The organism is Ktedonobacter sp. SOSP1-52, assembly GCF_016587395.1.
The window spans coordinates 1,441,211-1,457,535 of the sequence record NZ_BNJH01000003.1 but is presented as its reverse complement, the minus strand read 5'-3'; the positions used below and the strand labels follow the sequence as shown (position 1 = coordinate 1,457,535).

Sequence of the window (16,325 nt, the reverse complement as noted above, 5' to 3'; positions counted from 1 at the left end):
CTCGAATCAACAGAAGGGCACCACACTACTGATGCAAAGGTCAACTACTATGTTATAAAGCTTTCTCGACATTTTTTATTCACAGGATAGTGATTAAGGTCCTTGCCTAGCCATTTTGGTTTCCCCCTTCAAAGTACTAAGCTTATTCGTATGTTAGCCAATGTGAGGAACACGCTTTCCAGAGCATATATACACAAAGAGATCAAACTTCCTCCGTGCAGAAAGGGTATATATGCGATTGGAAGAGGCAAGCATTGCCGAGCTACAAGCCGCCATGGGCTCCGGGCGCCTCACCGCGCGCCAGTTAACCGAAGACTATATCGAACGCATCCAGCAGTTTGACCAGCAGGGGCCACACCTGCGATCTGTCCTTGAGATCAATCCCGAGGCCCTTGAGATCGCCGATGCGCTTGACGAGGAGCGCCGAAACACGGGGCCACGAGGTCCACTCCACGGCATTCCCATCCTGCTCAAAGATAACATCGCTACCACTGACCAGATGGAGACCACCGCTGGCTCCTTGGCGCTGCTTGGATCACGCCCACGTCGCGACGCAACGGTGGCGCGCAAACTCCGCGAAGCGGGAGCCATTCTCCTGGGGAAAACCAACCTCAGCGAATGGGCCAACTTTCGCTCAGACGCCTCCTCCAGTGGTTGGAGTGGCCGAGGAGGTCAGACCCGCAACCCCTATGTGCTCAATCGCACACCCTGTGGCTCCAGTTCCGGCTCAGGCACGGCCATTGCTGCAAACCTGGCCACCGCAGCTCTGGGAACTGAGACCGATGGTTCTATCCTCTGTCCCTCAGCCGTCTCCTGTCTTGTCGGCATCAAACCAACAGTCGGTCTGACCAGCCGCGCGGGTGTGGTACCTATCGCGCATAGCCAGGATACAGTTGGTCCAATGGCGCGCACGGTCGCAGACGCCGCCGCCCTTCTAAGCGCCATTACCGGCCCCGATGAGCTCGACCCGACAAGTCACGAGAATCCTCATCCAGAGGCAATTGACTACACGAAATTCCTCGATGGCAATGGGTTAAAGGGAGCGCGCATTGGGGTGGCACGCGATGTCTATTTTGGCTATAGCGCCAGGGCGGACGCCATTATTGAAGAGGCTATCGAGCAATTACGGAGCCTGGGAGCTGAGATTATTGATCCCGCCAATATTCCCACAGCCAAGCAGATGAGCGAGTCCCAAAGCGAGATGATCGTCTTGCTGCATGAGTTTAAGGCCGACCTTAATAGCTACCTGGCAGATCTCGAAAGTAGCCCCGTGCGCAGCTTGGAGGAGATCATCGCCTTTAACAAGGCTCATGCCACCGAGGAATTACCCTATTTTGGACAGGAAATACTCCTGCGCGCCCAGGAGACAGTGGGATTGGATGATTCTACCTATCTGCACGCCCTGGAGGAGAATCGCCGCTTCTCGCGCCAGGAGGGGATTGATGCCATTATGGAACAGTATAACCTGGACGCCCTGATCATGCCCACAGGTGCCCCCGCCTGGTGCATTGATGTCATCGATGGAGACCATCCACTCGGTGGAAGCTCTCAGCCCGCGGCCCTGGCGGGCTACCCCGCGATCACCGTCCCGGCAGGCTTTGTCTTTGAGCTTCCCGTAGGGCTGACCTTTATGGGCCGCGCTTACAGCGAAGCAACCCTTATCCGCCTCGCCTACGCCTTTGAGCAAGGTACTCATGCCCGAAGGGCCCCAAAATATCTAGATACGATCGAAGTCAAATAAAAAGAGATGTTCTCAGCGTCTACGACGCTGAGCAGGGTGATGAAACGAGGGGAAATACTGAAGATATTTCCCCTCGTTTCATCACCCTGCAAGCCACATAGTGGTGAGAAGTTCTTTAAGCGCGTACCGTGGGGCCCAACGCGACCCGGCTCAGCGCCACCAGGCCCCAGGCAATCAGGGCATAGATGAGCATCGCAATCAGTGTTGAGATCTCGAACATGCTCGCCTGGCCAAAAGATGGATCACTAAAAATGCCTTTGAAAGGTCCCATAAAGACATAGCTTAGATCATACAGCCCCTTGACGAAGCCGTTAGATTCATTGGCGCCCAACAGGCGGAAGATAAAGCGCAAAAGCAGGATAATTTCTAGCACGCTGAGGATAAAGTAGATGGTTGCCGCCACCCAATAGCGCATCTTGGCCCGCTGCACATCAGGATTAACGTAGACCTCCTCGCGCCGCTCCACCTGATTGGGTCCGACATAACGCTCCTGCTGGCTCTGGACATAGCCATCGCCTTCATTTCTTCTGTACACTCGCTCATCATAGACAGGTTCCGTTGGTTCTTGAGCCTGTTGATAACCTTGCTGCGGATATCGTGGATCCGACCCATAAGGTTGATTACTCATACGATGTCTCCTCCTTGGAACTCAATCAGCCTGCTACCACTCTAAATATCGCGGACAGAACAAAACACAGAAAACCCGTTCCATAAGATTATTACGAAACGTACCTGCGTTCAGACTCTCAAGCACATCTGCCAGACAGACGAATCTAGCCCTGTCTACTCAGTATAACGCTTCAGCCTGTTATTGCTCACATACCCAAACCTCGGGTACCACCGGAGGACTTTCTTCGCCACCTTATCCCTCATTTCCCGACGGTAGACTCTTTTTGTAAGTAGCGTGCAGTTTCAAGCGACCAGTCTAGATTTCCTCGTATCAATGCGCGCAGTGCTGCGGTATAGTGTTGCAATTGCTCCTCAAAGAGGGGGAAATGCGTAATCAGCCGCTGTTCAGCCAGGAGGAAATCCTTCGTCTCTCTCTCTATCATTTCAGATGTTATATTTATAGCATCCTGTAAAGGCAATTGATAGGTATGTTGCAACACGAGCACCAGATTATTGACATCATGATGCTCTATCTCCTTCCTCAGAGAAACGATATCATTAGCCCAGCACACAATATTGTTTGTCATGCGCAGGGTCGCTTGAAAAGCATCACTCAAGCGCAAAGTACTTGGAAAGGAGATACGCTCCACAAAATCAATAAAGTCGATCCCCATGAGCATACCGCTAGAGCTCCGACGATTTTCAATATATGTGTCCACGTCCGGCACGCGCCCCTGCGCTCGATTATCCGCCTCCCAACATGTACCGGCGAAGTAATTGGCGACCAGGTGGCGTTTAAAGCGCGCTTGCCAGGGTGCAGTCGCCTCCTGTGCTGTTCGCGACCAGAGATCATGCAGCGCTTCCGTTAATGGTTTCTTAAAATTCGCGGATATGCCGTAAAGAGTGACAATAAACTCATTCATAATAAACTGTATTTGTTTTGGGTGCTGGCTCATCGCCCCTTCACTAAAAAGATCATCCACAAGAAACAACCAGGTGAGCCAATCAGCAAGCAACGAGAGCTCACCCACTGTCGCCGTGGGATAGCAACGCGCGACGAGCCAACCCATCCGTGCTGCTGCGAAATGGCGCGTAGCCTCATCCTTCAGCAGACGGAAATGCTGCACCCAGCCCTGTGTATGGTCCTGGACAATCTGGACATGCGGGCTGACACGCGGCTCAAAGGGACAATAAAGTGGGGGTATATGTATATGTTCCATCAGCTTATATTGCGGCAAGGTATGCTCTTCAATACAGCAGCTTGCCGCATCCTTTATATAGCCTGGGTGGGTATGTCGTACTCAGATTTCCAACAAAAGCTGGGCGGTCACATGGTCAGTGATTAAGATGTTAGCCACACCAGCTCTCAAAGCGGCACGAATGGCGGGAATATAGTCTGGACCGCCGCCAGCGACAAGAATCGACTTCTTGCCGCTGCCCTGTAATACCTCCTTTAAGCGAGGAATCTCAAACCCTGTAAGGTAATAGGGAGGCGAGTCCATAAGCTCATTGATACAGCGTCCCTTGGCATCAAACACCCAGTGGTTAATATCAGCCACTGGATGGAGATTATCCATGGCCTGCATCTGTTCCGGAGAGATAATACCGTGCGTGACAACATCATCATTCGTGTGAGGAGGCCAGACACTCAACATAAAAATCGAGACCTCCTCATACAGCGAATAGGCGTCATCTAGCATAGGATACTGTCGAATCAGGGCCTTAAATCCATCTAAGTTAAAATCAGGTGTGGCATTGGGGAAAAATGCCCCTGCACAAAACCAGGTATGTCTTCCTCCATAAGCAACCGCAATATCATGCGCGATCAAGTTCGCATCGCCATAGGTAGTGTGAGCTTGGACGAAACCAATCGTTGCGACAACATCGAGATTGGGTAATAGCTTCGTTGGTTTAAGGTATCGCTCCACGTTGCGCATAAATGTCTTACCACCACAGATAGCCAGCTTATCTCCATCTTTCAAAAGCTGATCAAGGTAATCAGCCGCCGCGGTTGTAATTTCAATCACAACCTCGTCAAAGGACGACTGGCACTCTTTCAGATGATCAAAGCTGCGACCCGGAACAAGAACCAGGTCTTCCAGTCCCAGTTCTATGCGCACATCACGCGCCAGGTTCCGCAAAAAGCCTGCGCGCAGATCGGGCACAATCGAAATACGCACAATGCCTCGCTCTTTAGCCTTCTGGAGTGCCTTACTTACGGTCTGCCTGGAGCAATACTCCCTCTCAGCGATCACCTCTTGAGAATTTCCCTCTTCATAGTAGAGATATGCAACTCTACGAAGAAAGCGCTCGTCACCGAGTAACCTCGCCTCGGAACCGCCTACTTGTGGCCCATCTACTGGCATAGCATCTCAATTCCTTTCCATATGAACCGGGTTTTGATATCTCAGAGCAACATGGCCAGACTATGGGGTGGATATAGCGAAGCATACAAACATCTAGCTTTTATATTGCAAGAAGAGCATACTCTATATTCATAGGCAATGCAAGTATTTAACATATGTATTCTCAAAATGTTTTCTTTAGCAACTTTGCATGACAAGGGCACTCTTTTCTACATAAGGCTACATATTGCTACTATGCATCATTAGAAAGAACATAGCAACTATCTTTTACAAAAACACAACAGTCGCTCTTTTCCCGAGCAGGCGTAAACAATAGCCTCAAATCGACTACTTCGTTTACAAGTATTTTCTGCACAGGCAATAGCTTACATATGTCTTCGTGAAAACATATATTAAACAGCAAATGCAGATTTCCTGCACCTATAGCAACTGCCTTAAAAAAGCCGGTTTAAGACTATCCTCGGAATCATCCTATCATTTGCGCAAATGCTACAAAATTTACAATTTAGCATAAATTGTATTCTAATTAACAATTCTATGTTATACTCTTACTGGGAGAGTTAAAGAAATATCCAGAATGTCATACGTCTACAAGCGCACTTACGCTTGTCAGGTCCATAGTATGACATACCCAAAATCGCGAGTAGGGGTGAGTTTGAAAGGGGTTATTTATGAAGAAGCGCATCATGTTCAAAGTTGAAAAGAATCGCGTTCTTGTCCCGGTTGGGGAGCCCTGCCCCTTTGGTTGCCGCTACTGCTATACGCGTGGTGGTGAGGTTGGACTTTCGCGTGTAGATCCAGAGGAAGTTCTTACACAGTTTGATGCTTTCGCGCACGAAGCTGCCTTTGATACAATCCAATTTGGCTATGATGGCGACCCTTTCGCACGTCCCGAGCGAGGAATAGCTATGCTAGGGCGACTGGCCACTTACGGTAAAGATGTTAATTTCAGCACAAAGGGCGCGATGAACGCCACCACACTAGAGGGATTAGCCGCTATTCAAAGCCAGATGGAAGCGTATGATACAACCTTAAGCGCGCTGGTATCTGTCAGTTGCTGGGACTCTGCCCCGCTTGTCGAGCCTCATACCCCCTCACCTGCCGAGCGTATGCAGACCGTTGCTAGCTTGAAACGCCTTGGCATTCCTGTCTTTATCGCTGTACGCCCTATCCTTCCCCATATTCCAGACCTTGAATACGAGCGCCTGGTGGCCGAGGCTCTGCTAGCAGGCTGTGATGGCTTTGTGCTTGGGCCGCTCTACGTCGATGACCGTGGACAATTCGCGCGTTTCATTCCGCCCGAGGTACTGACACAGGTACCCAGCCGGAGAGCAACCGTCTCCTGGTCCGCGCACGCTCCGGAATGGACCCGTTATGAAGACGAGGCACGCCTCCAAAGGCTCGCAACCTTCATTGAGAAGAAAGAGGGAACGGTGTACACTTCATCGGCTGATGCCATGGCGGGCCTGAGCCAGAGGAGGGCAGTGGCATGATTGAAGTTGAAGTAAAATGCGCTGTCGCGCCTCAAGCGCGGCCCTTGCTTGAAGCCAGGTTACGCGAGGCCCGCTTCGAGCGGCACATCCACAATGTCGATGTCTACTACGATACACCTGATTGGGACCTGCTCCAGAGGGCGGTTTTCCTGCGAGTACGCAACCAGCAAAAGCTTGAGCTTAAGTTCAATGAACAGGCGGAGAAAGCCCATATTCAGAGTACTGAGCGTGCTTTTGCACTCCAACCACAGCCCGATCAAGCGGCGGCGATGAACGAACTCTTTAACCATTTTCTTCCCACCTGGAACCCTACGCCCACCTGGGAGGCCGCCCGGCTGGAAAACAACCTGGTGGAACTGGCACGAATCGAGAATACGCGCCGGCAGTATAGCCTGGACTCGGTCCAACTCTGTGTGGATCATGTCTCGGGCCTGGGCGACTTTCTTGAAGCCGAGATCGAGTGTTCAGAGGAGGCGGATACGCGTCAGGCACGCACCCAACTCTACACATTTATCGCGGAATTCGCTACCGAACCGCTCCCCATTGGCTACGTTGAACTTTGGTTACGACAACATAATCCCCGGGCCTACCGCAAAGGTGTCTACCAGTTACCCGGCGACTCTGTACCGAGCCAACAAGATAGCTAGACCAGGATATCTACGCGCTTCCGATGTTTAAGGCAGATACATTTCTTAACTGTCTATTTTTCGCCAAAGGAGGACTCAACTCATGCCATCTACCAAGGATACTTATGCGCTTGCATTTCGTCGTTCCATGACCTTCAGCGATATCTACGGCCATAGCACCTATTTTTCTGTGGCCGAAATCTATCCCAATGTGCAAATACTACACACTATCAACGAGACTGCTCAGTCCCCCGCGCTCTATGAACTCTCCATTATCATCGATGGTGAGGCCAGACTCATCATTGTCCAGCAATCCTGTGTTGAGCTACACAAAACTCCTGCGACCCCCGTTGGTCTGACGCGTATAAGCGCCTAGGCCCTGCGCACAGATGCTCTTTTACTTAAAACGCAGTTCGCCTGCGCGTAGAGGCACGCGCAATTGATTCTCTCGGGGCGCGAGAGGACACATCCAGGCGTCATTGTAAGCGCAGGATGGATTATACGCATAATTAAAGTCGAGCATGATTTGTTGCTGGTGCGTCTTCCCTGGCACAGGCAGCCAGTCGCTCCCTTTGATGGTATCAAAGAGGTAGCGTCCACCGCCATACGCCTCTTCAGGGCTGGTCAAGTCTCGGAAGGGAAGAAAAAGGCCGCCACCATAGATATCGAGCCAGTAGATATACAGCGTTACCGGCTCCTGCTCAACGGTGAAACGCACACGTCCCACCGTGAGCATGGTCATTTGCTCAGTACTGCTCATCGTAATGACCTGTCGCTGTGGCTCGACATCAGTCTCAATCGTGACCGCAAAGCGGAGCGCAGGATTGTATGGGAAGTACCGCAAGCCGGAGAAGACACGACGCTGTTCAGCATCAAGCGCCGACTGTGAGTGCTGGGCAAAGAGTGCGTCGCGGCTCTGGCGAAAACGCCGCCATACCATCTCTGCATCCTCTCCAGTCAGTATAGCCTGGTTCCGCTCACAGTATACGGCCTGGACACGCAAACGATAATCATACAAATCAAGATACATAGACAACCCTCTATATGCTTTATTTTTTGTTCTTGGCAGGGCTATTTCTCTGCATGGGCATGCATCTGCTTTAAAGCCTCCAGCTCACGCTGACCACGCGCTAGCAAATCTTTTTGCCATTCGTCCTTATATGACTTCAGCGTATCTGCCAGCGTCTGGGCAATAGCCAGGTTACGATACCACTTATGATTGGCGGGCACAATATACCAGGGTGCCTCTTTCGTGCTACATTTGCCCAAGGCATCCTCATACGCCTCCTGGTAATCCCCCCAGAACTGTCGCTCCTTCCAATCATCAACGTTAAGCTTCCAGGACTTCTCTGGCTCGTCCTCACGCGCCTTTAGACGCCTGGCCTGCTCATCTTTGCTGATATGCAAGAAAAACTTGACCACGATAGTACCGCTCTCAGTCAACATTTCTTCAAAGGCATTAATGATATGATAGCGTTTGTGCCAGGTGTCCTCTGGCACAAGATTATGTACGCGCACTACCAACACATCCTCGTAGTGTGAGCGATTAAAAACTCCGAAGATGCCCCTGGGTGGTACATGCTGATGGACACGCCAGAGAAAATCATGTTGCAATTCATCCTGCGAAGGAGCTTTAAATGAATGCACCTGGCACCCCTGGGGGTTCAAGGAGCTCAACACATGACGAATGGTGCCGTCCTTACCACTGGTATCCATCCCCTGTAGAATCATCAAAAAGCTATGCTTCTGCGCCGCCGTCATCAGCTCCTGGAGCTCTCCTAGTTCCTGGCTCAGTTTCTGCAACTGCTTCTCGGCTGCATCACGATCAATCTGGCTTGCAATGTGGTCGGGGTCATAGTCCTTGAGCTTGACGTGATCGCCTTCTTTGACCTTCCACAAAAGATCCTTACTCATAGCTTTCATCCATCTTTCTGCTCTAGAGGATATGCGCATACCAGAGAACATGATTTCCGTTCTCTATGCCTTGACACGGTCGGCCACAGGGAAACGTTGCGTAGCAGGAGGACATCTTCACCAATACGCAGAGGCAAGCTCAAGGCTATGGGGCTTGTTTCTTGCGAGAAGGAGATTTTGTGTCTGGAAAAGGTAGCATCCTTTGTACCACTTCAAGTAATTCATCCACATCAAAGGGCTTGTAGATAATAGGGATCCCTTTGTCTTGCAGAGTCTCTTCCTGCTCACGAGCCTCTTCAAGCGCCGCAGTGCAGAGAATGATGGGGATTTTCTGTGTTGGCGGATACATGCGTATCTTCTGCATCGTCAGCCACCCCTCCTCCTGCATACCCAGTTTCAGATCCAGAATAATCAGGTCGGGATCAAGTTCTTCGACTGCGGTCACATTCTCTATAGCCTCAGTTGACGAACAAAACTCATAACCCTCACTTTCCAGAATCATACGAAACAGATCCAGGATTGACTCTTCATCATTGATGACGAGGATACGAGCAGGCATAGAGGCCTCATTTCTCAAATATGCTACGCACAAATAGATTTCAGGCTTTTTCTACTCCAGAACACAAGTCTATTGATGGCAATACACCTACGCCCTAGAGTATACCATGCCTACACGCCTCTTGTTATCACCTCTTCTACAAAAGTGTGCTCTTAACAGAATCATAGAAGAAGAGACAAAGCATCGGTTTGATGATGCTTTGTCTCTTCTTCTATACACAACCTGATGTATTGCCATTATTGTGACCGTGGCAAGCGACATCGTATACCCAGGCTATTCATGGCTGCATCTCAGGTGCGTGGCCCAGTAGCGCGCGCGTCGCTCCCACTCCAGGCCATTCAGTCCTTCTTGGCTATCTGTGCCCCAACGATAGGCAGCAATTCCTAAAAACAAGAAAAAGAAGAAGACAAAAGCGGCATCCATAACCTTCTCATCCTTCTGCATGTCTCCATGCGCATATAAGAATTTATCCTTGTCATAAGTGTAATATAGTGGTAGTATCAAGTCAAGGAAACGTTTTTGATATCTATCATCGATAAAAACGATAGGAAAACCAGCATGGATGTACGCCAACTCACCACGTTCCGCATGGTGGCGCATACGCTCAGCTTCAGCCGCACCGCCATCGCCCTTAACTATGTGCAGTCAAGTGTCACAACACAGATTCAAGCCCTGGAAGAGGAACTGGGGGTCAAGCTCTTTGATCGTCTGGGGAAACGCGTGGCACTTACTGAGGCAGGGAAGAAGCTGCTCCTCTATAGTGAAAAAATTCTGGGGTTGGTGGATGAGGCGCGAAGCGCGGTTATGGAGGATGGAGATCCAGTTGGATCCGTGACGATCAGCGCGCCTGAATCGCTCTGCACCTATCGCTTACCCGGAGTGCTTCAGCAGTTTCGTGCCAGGTTTCCTCGTTCGCGCCTGATCTTTCGTCCAACATTGGACCAACGCCAGAGCATTCACGAGGGAAGCATCGATGTTGCCTTTGTCCTCGAGGACCAGGTGCGCTCCAGCGCGCTTGAAAGCGAGCCGCTCGCAGAGGAAGCCCTGCTAATGCTGGTCTCACCCGATCATCCCCTGGCGGCCAAACACTATGTAGAGACCGAAGATATTCGAGGCGAACAATTTCTCCTCACCGAGAAAGGATGCACCTACCGCAATGTCTTTGAGCGCGCACTCCATGCTGCTGGCGTCGACGCCGTGACCGACCTGGAGTTTACCACTGTCGAGGCCATCAAGCAATGCGCGATAGCAGGCATGGGCATCGCCTTTCTGCCGTCGCTTGTGGTCGAGACAGAGATCACCCAGGGGAAGCTCATCGCCCTCCAGTGGGGGGAGCAACACTTTCAGGTGCTAACACAAATGCTCTGGCATAAAGAGAAATGGCTCTCGCCTGCCATTCAATCCTTCCTCAACGTTGCGCGAGAAGTCCTACAAGAGCCGGTTTCTCCACATGGTGGTCTCGCCATCGCGTCAGAAAAAAGGTAAAATACGCTCAAGAAATTTTTAGGCATATTCCCTGGTCTCACTCTATTCCTTTAAATTAGGGATATGCTATACTAGCGTCGCAGGTCCCAAGTTGATCGTGATCGTATTGAAGAAAGGCCGATGGCACGCATGACCACAGCCTATAAACCCGGCACGCGTATTGATCATTATGAAATTATTCGCATGCTGGGTCATGGTGGGATGAACCGGGTCTATCTCGCGCGTGATCTCTCCGATCAGCGCGACGTGGTTCTTAAATTTCCTAGCGAAGATCTCATTGGCAATGTCGCGGTCTTTGAACGCTATCGACGCGAGGCAGAGATCGGGAACCGGCTGCATCATCCCTCGGTACAGGAACTGCTCAATACAGATGAGAAACGTTCACAAGAGTATCTCGTTGTGGAGTATATCAAAGGGCAGACGCTGCGCTTGCTACTGGAGGATCAAGAGGACAAACCAATGCCAACCAGCCAGGCGCTTCACATTACGCTTCAACTCTGCGATGCGCTTGCCTACTGCCATGAGCAGGGTGTCTTTCACCGGGATATAAAGCCTGAAAATGTCATGGTCACAGACGATGGAGACATCAAAATTATTGATTTTGGCATTGCCCTACTCGAGGGGGCGCGCCGTGTGACCTGGCGCGGACTCTCCGGAACCGTAGGCACACCTGATTACATGTCACCCGAACAACTCAAAGGCGAGCGTGGCACCGCCAGCTCTGATATTTACGCGGTTGGCATCATGCTCTACGAAATGCTTTGCGGCCATACACCTTTCGAGGGAGAGAATGTCTTCGCTATCATCAATCAGCATGTCTCGCAGGATCCTCCCTCACTGCTTCTCGCGAACCCGGACCTTTCACCCGCTCTGGCAACGGTGGTCATGCGCGCTATTCGCCGTGATCCGGAGAAGCGCTACAAATCGATACGCGATTTCTATCACGACCTGCGCAACTTTGAAGAGGTTCAACCGGTCCCCTATGAGCCAGAGGCGCCCAAACTCAATCAGTCCAGCCGGACCGCGCTTACTGCGACACTGATCATTCTCGCCATCTTTGTGGTGATCATCGCGCTTGGTTTCCTTGTACAATTTGTACATAATGCCCAGCATTAGGCACGACGCTGCTAAAGCACGCGTTTACATGTAATGGCGCGATGGGCCTCGTACCATTAATATATAGACGCGTATTTTAGCAGCGTCAGACAGTTCAGTATACAAAATCAGGAGCAACAAGACCCAATCTATGGCACCTACCGATGCATCACCGCCAGTCTATGTTATAGGCGACATTCATGGACAATTCAAGTCGCTGCTTAAACTGCTACAGGCGGCACAATTAATTGATGAACATCACGCCTGGTGCGGAGGGAATGCGACCCTCTGGTTTATGGGCGATTTTGTGGACCGGGGCCCCCAGGGTGTTGAGGTGCTGGACCTCGTGATGCGCCTCCAGGGCGAGGCCGCTGCCGTAGGCGGCACCGTGGCCTCTTTGCTGGGCAATCATGAGATGCTCTTGCTGGCAGCCTACCGCTTCGGCAGACGCTCAACCGGGCTAGGAAGCACCTTTCTCACACGCTGGAAACGCAATGGAGGCAATCAGAAAGATATCGTCAGCTTAACCTTGCGCCATCTCGACTGGATGGCGCACCTGCCCGCCATGGCCATCGTAGATGAGACCCTTCTGCTGCACGCCGACGCTCCCCTCTATCTTAAATGTGGGCGCACCATCGACGAGGTCAATATCACCTTTCGCAAGCTGCTAAGCCACAGCGATGCCCTGGCCTGGGAGGAAATGCTGGAAGATTTCGCCAGGCGTGGCGCCTTTCTCCATGTCCAGCACGGCGAGGAGTTCGCACGCCGCCTCTTAGGCATCTATGGTGGCAAGCAACTCCTCCATGGCCATACGCCAATTCACCTTATGCTTGGCTGCTCCCCTAAAAAGGTTGAGCATCCCTGGATCTATGCAAGTGGCTGCTGCATCAATGTTGACGGTGGCCTCTATTTTGGAGGGCGAGGCTTTGTACACCAACTCTAATAGATACCAACACCTTGGCCTGCACCAGCCATAGAAGCGGGCCAATCTCCTATTTTCCCGACTTATTGCCCTCTGTACAAATTGACTATTTGCTATGCTGAGAGGCTCGAAGTTCGCGCAAAGAAGAACTGGCTCGCCTCAAAGGGCGCTCAAGAAAAGCGTGATTTTTGTGTAAGATGCACAAAAATCACGCTTAAAATTTTCTGTTTTACACATAGTATCTCTGCCAGAAAATTCATATACTTTGCTCTAAGAGATATGATCTTATTCCGAACCCCAACGTCACTGGCGTGCCTAGCGCTTCCCCCATTCGGGGACACGCGCGCTCAGGGGGTTCGGAGAAGAAGATTTGGAACAGGTACGCACCGGACGCGAACCTCTCTCCAGGTGAGCAAAGACGGCCCCTCTCCATGGTAATGACGCCATATGCACGGTTCAAACCAGTTTAAGAAGGGAGTCTGACATGGCAGCTCAAAACCCAAGCGAAGTCAAAATGGTACCGACCCTTGGTCTCACCGGTGTCACGATCAACGCCATGGCGCTTATCGCGCCTGGAGCCTTCCTCTGGACCACCTATCAGTTGCAAGCCAATCCCTCCTCCGCAATGAACATGTGGGCCTCAGTCTTCATTGCAACTGCGATTGCCTTGCTCACAGCCGTCGCTTACTCAGCGCTGGCGAACCGTTACCCTGAAGCAGGTGCTGGTAGCTCGTATTATTTCGCTGAAGCCTCGGTCTTGCATAAAGAAGAGCATCGACACTTCAAGTTCGCGCGCCTGAGCAAGTTCCTGGTTGGCTGGGCTTCTCACCTGTATTACTGGATCTACCCGGGCGTGATGGTGGCCTTCATGGGCCTGCTTATCACCTACATTATCCAGACGTTCTATCCCGACTTTGGCGCACCCTGGCAAGAGGTGCTGGTCTGTGTGGTCTTCGCCGGAATCGTCGGCGCCATCGCCTATGTTGGCGTGACTGGCTCGACACTGGCCAATATCGTCATCAACGTGATTCAGATCGTCGCCCTTGTCACCTTCTCTGTACTTGCCATTATCTATCGTGCTCAGCATCCCGCAGTGCATTATCTGCACACCAGCGCACTGAGCGTAATTATGCCACATGACCTCTCAGGTCTTATTCAGCAATCCACTATCGCCATCTTGCTGGTTGTCGGCTTTGAATCGGCGACGGCCCTGGCTGCCGAGTCCAAGAATCCTGGACGCGATATTCCGCGTGGCGTCCTGCTCTCCCTGGTTATTCAGGCGGTTGTCTTCTACTTCCTGGAGTACTTCGCCGCAAACTACTTTATCAACACGGGTTACCATGCCGCTGGCAAGACTGGTTTTGACGCCGCGTTCGCCTCTGGGGCCCCCATTGGGGACATGGCGAAAATCATTGGCGACCAGATGCTCGGTGGCAATGGACTGGCTTTCGCGGTGATCCTGGCCGCTACAGCTGTTATCGCGCTCATCGGTACCGCGCTCTCCTGTCTCAACACAGGCGTTCGCGTAACCTACGCAATGGGAAAAGATACAGAGCTTCCCCTGGTCTTCGGCTTCCTGCATGGTAAATACCGCACACCACACGTCGGTGTGATCGTCCTGTCAGTGATCTCAGCGGTCATCGGCGCCTATGGTGTGCTCAACATCGACAATCTCACTCAGGTAACACTCATTTCAAATATCGGCACGTTCTTACTTTATGGCATGACCTGCCTCATCTGCATCGTCGCCTTTGCTGGTGCTATGGGGCGCAACTTCCTTACAACGTTTATCTTCCCAGGGCTGGGAGCCTTGCTCAATATCGCTATGCTGATCGGCGTGCTTTACTTCGCCATCGCTGGTGGTGGTACCACGCAGACAGACACGATTATCGCAGGAGCCTTCTCACTCCTCTGGCTAGTTGTTGGCTTCGCCTATCTCTACATTCGCAAGCTCGTCAAAGGTATTCCCATCCTCTATCCAGAGGACCACAAGGCGAGCCTTGCTAACAGCAGTGATGTTGTACTCGAAGCTGGTGGTGATAGCGCGCTGACAAGCGGCGACTAATAGCATTCAATACCATTCGTATGCCCCTTCGCCCCCTTGTGTATAGAGGGATCGAAGGGGTAGGGGTCACAATATACAGGTAAGGACGCGCCTAGAGATGTAAGGAAACATCAATGGGACCAAAACATCAGCGAGCCTTATTCTGCATCGCAGAACGAGTCATGACGAGCAAGCGTAAACATGTACAGACTATTCGCCAACTCGCTGGTACAGAAGAATACTATCTCTTGATTATCCGTGAAATAGATCGCCTTGAGGGACAATTATGCAAAACACGCTCGCTCCAGGCACAGGCCACGCTAACACTACTTGAATGGCTTACGACTCTGCACTATTTCAATTGGCATTGTGCCTACTGCCAGGAGCGACCCTTCCAGGTCATGAGCCACATTATTCCACTGCCACAAGGAGGAGGAACAACCGTCGAGAATTGCGTCCCGGCCTGCTATCGCTGTGGACGCTCTGGCAGAAACAAAAAGACCAACACGCTTGTAATCGGCAACTTGATGCAGTTAAAGGCTAAAATGCAAGCAATAAAGGAGCAAGCGCAGTTAACGATGAAGCAACTCAATCTCTCACTACTCCCAGATAAATATGCTGTGTGTCAGTTCCACCCTGATAAACATATCCCTTACTGGGCTCTGCTCGGCGATTTTGTCTCCCTGACACGTACACCCGAAGAGCTCTCTATCGTCTGCCAGGAGGATAATGTTCCTGGCGATATTGAAGCGGAGCGTGGGTGGCGCTGTGTTCAGGTGCGCGGGGCCTTTGATTTCTCGATCGCGGGCGTCAATGCCTCGCTGGCAATTCCCCTGGCAGAGGCCTACATCAGTGTCCTGGCCATCGCAACGTATGCGACTGATTACCTGCTAGTCAAAGAGGAGAACGTGGAACGCGCCTTGCAGGTGTTAGAACAGGCTGGACATATCATCGAACGCTAGCTTTGGATTACGCATCCTGGCAAGCGTACTTTACTACCCTCCTAGAAACGAGACCCGAAAATCTATGGATACGCTGACGATCTTTGGAGCATGCGCTGTGGGCATCATGCTACTTTCTTATGCCCTCGAACATCGTGCCGCTTACTGGGTTCTGATCTTTGCCTGTGCCTGTGCGGCCTCTTCGCTCTACGGCTGGTTGGCTGGCACCTGGCCATTTGGCGTGGTAGAGGGCATCTGGGCCATAGTCGCCTTTCGCCGCTGGTGGAACCGCAAAGGGAACACACGCACCTCCTGAGGCCATTCCTCTGCTCCCTCCTACCTTACGACTCAACACCATACATTGGATCTGCAGCTGCCTCTATCTGAGATAGAAACCTCTTCAACTCGGATAGGAGGCATATAAATATGGGCATTTTAAATATGGGCATTTTAAACAAATTGCCCGGCTATTTTATAAAGAAATTCTCAATAAAAAGGCCTTTATACTAAATATAAGCTCAATAAAAAGG

General features: G+C 51.4%; 17 protein-coding genes. 10 read left to right on the top strand and 7 right to left on the bottom strand.

The window, feature by feature from the left end:
- The first annotated feature begins 232 nt into the window (after window positions 1–232).
- Complete coding sequence (locus JMJ16_RS31625) at window positions 233–1,741, top strand: amidase (protein ID WP_201388078.1); 1,509 nt, start codon at window positions 233–235, stop codon at window positions 1,739–1,741.
- A gap of 115 nt (window positions 1,742–1,856) precedes the next feature.
- Here the strand turns inward: JMJ16_RS31625 and JMJ16_RS31620 are convergent, their stop codons facing one another.
- The 3 genes from JMJ16_RS31620 to JMJ16_RS31610 form a co-directional block, all read right to left on the bottom strand.
- On the bottom strand, window positions 1,857–2,369 hold the full coding sequence (locus tag JMJ16_RS31620; RefSeq protein WP_007904707.1) for a YggT family protein: 513 nt from the start codon (window positions 2,367–2,369) through the stop codon (window positions 1,857–1,859).
- Between the two features lie 241 nt (window positions 2,370–2,610).
- On the bottom strand, window positions 2,611–3,588 hold the full coding sequence (locus JMJ16_RS31615; protein WP_201388077.1) for a hypothetical protein: 978 nt from the start codon (window positions 3,586–3,588) through the stop codon (window positions 2,611–2,613).
- A gap of 63 nt (window positions 3,589–3,651) precedes the next feature.
- A complete protein-coding gene (locus JMJ16_RS31610; protein ID WP_201388076.1) occupies window positions 3,652–4,716 on the bottom strand; it encodes a sugar-binding transcriptional regulator in 1,065 nt (354 codons plus the stop codon).
- Between the two features lie 671 nt (window positions 4,717–5,387).
- On the opposite strand from JMJ16_RS31610, the gene JMJ16_RS31605 reads away from it, so the two are divergent.
- The 3 genes from JMJ16_RS31605 (at window position 5,388) to JMJ16_RS31595 (ending at window position 7,211) form a co-directional block, all read left to right on the top strand.
- Window positions 5,388–6,209 carry a radical SAM protein gene (locus JMJ16_RS31605; RefSeq protein ID WP_201388075.1) on the top strand — a complete coding sequence of 274 codons (822 nt, stop codon included), beginning with the start codon at window positions 5,388–5,390 and terminating at the stop codon, window positions 6,207–6,209.
- Window positions 6,206–6,856: a CYTH domain-containing protein gene (locus tag JMJ16_RS31600; protein ID WP_201388074.1), complete on the top strand. Its 651-nt coding sequence runs from the start codon at window positions 6,206–6,208 to the stop codon at window positions 6,854–6,856. The genes JMJ16_RS31605 and JMJ16_RS31600 overlap by 4 nt, the downstream gene beginning before the upstream one ends.
- Window positions 6,857–6,938: 82 nt before the next feature.
- Complete coding sequence (locus tag JMJ16_RS31595) at window positions 6,939–7,211, top strand: hypothetical protein (protein ID WP_201388072.1); 273 nt, start codon at window positions 6,939–6,941, stop codon at window positions 7,209–7,211.
- A 21-nt stretch (window positions 7,212–7,232) separates the two neighbouring features.
- Here the strand turns inward: JMJ16_RS31595 and JMJ16_RS31590 are convergent, their stop codons facing one another.
- The 4 genes from JMJ16_RS31590 to JMJ16_RS31575 all read right to left on the bottom strand — a co-directional run bounded on the left by JMJ16_RS31590 (window position 7,233) and on the right by JMJ16_RS31575 (window position 9,752).
- Window positions 7,233–7,865 (bottom strand): DUF1684 domain-containing protein, encoded by a 633-nt coding sequence (locus JMJ16_RS31590; protein WP_201388070.1) that lies wholly within the window; start codon window positions 7,863–7,865, stop codon window positions 7,233–7,235.
- Between the two features lie 41 nt (window positions 7,866–7,906).
- Window positions 7,907–8,749, bottom strand: coding sequence for a polyphosphate kinase 2 family protein (locus JMJ16_RS31585; RefSeq protein WP_201388068.1), 843 nt, complete (start codon window positions 8,747–8,749; stop codon window positions 7,907–7,909).
- A 145-nt stretch (window positions 8,750–8,894) separates the two neighbouring features.
- The gene (locus tag JMJ16_RS31580) at window positions 8,895–9,308 is read right to left on the bottom strand and encodes a two-component system response regulator (protein WP_201388066.1); all 414 of its coding nucleotides are present in this window, start codon (window positions 9,306–9,308) and stop codon (window positions 8,895–8,897) included.
- A gap of 273 nt (window positions 9,309–9,581) precedes the next feature.
- Window positions 9,582–9,752 carry a hypothetical protein gene (locus JMJ16_RS31575; protein WP_201388064.1) on the bottom strand — a complete coding sequence of 57 codons (171 nt, stop codon included), beginning with the start codon at window positions 9,750–9,752 and terminating at the stop codon, window positions 9,582–9,584.
- A gap of 75 nt (window positions 9,753–9,827) precedes the next feature.
- Here JMJ16_RS31575 and JMJ16_RS31570 point away from each other — a divergent pair, with 75 nt between their 5' ends.
- The 6 genes from JMJ16_RS31570 to JMJ16_RS31545 all read left to right on the top strand — a co-directional run bounded on the left by JMJ16_RS31570 (window position 9,828) and on the right by JMJ16_RS31545 (window position 16,111).
- On the top strand, window positions 9,828–10,793 hold the full coding sequence (locus JMJ16_RS31570) for a LysR family transcriptional regulator (RefSeq protein ID WP_236601756.1): 966 nt from the start codon (window positions 9,828–9,830) through the stop codon (window positions 10,791–10,793).
- A gap of 120 nt (window positions 10,794–10,913) precedes the next feature.
- On the top strand, window positions 10,914–11,909 hold the full coding sequence (locus tag JMJ16_RS31565) for a serine/threonine-protein kinase (protein WP_201388062.1): 996 nt from the start codon (window positions 10,914–10,916) through the stop codon (window positions 11,907–11,909).
- 130 nt (window positions 11,910–12,039) lie between these two features.
- Complete coding sequence (locus JMJ16_RS31560; RefSeq protein WP_201388060.1) at window positions 12,040–12,831, top strand: metallophosphoesterase; 792 nt, start codon at window positions 12,040–12,042, stop codon at window positions 12,829–12,831.
- Between the two features lie 463 nt (window positions 12,832–13,294).
- On the top strand, window positions 13,295–14,875 hold the full coding sequence (locus tag JMJ16_RS31555; RefSeq protein ID WP_201388058.1) for an APC family permease: 1,581 nt from the start codon (window positions 13,295–13,297) through the stop codon (window positions 14,873–14,875).
- A 113-nt stretch (window positions 14,876–14,988) separates the two neighbouring features.
- The gene (locus JMJ16_RS31550) at window positions 14,989–15,816 is read left to right on the top strand and encodes an ACT domain-containing protein (protein ID WP_201388057.1); all 828 of its coding nucleotides are present in this window, start codon (window positions 14,989–14,991) and stop codon (window positions 15,814–15,816) included.
- A gap of 64 nt (window positions 15,817–15,880) precedes the next feature.
- Window positions 15,881–16,111, top strand: a complete 231-nt coding sequence (locus JMJ16_RS31545) for a hypothetical protein (protein ID WP_201388054.1) — start codon at window positions 15,881–15,883, stop codon at window positions 16,109–16,111.
- Window positions 16,112–16,325: the final 214 nt, after the last annotated feature.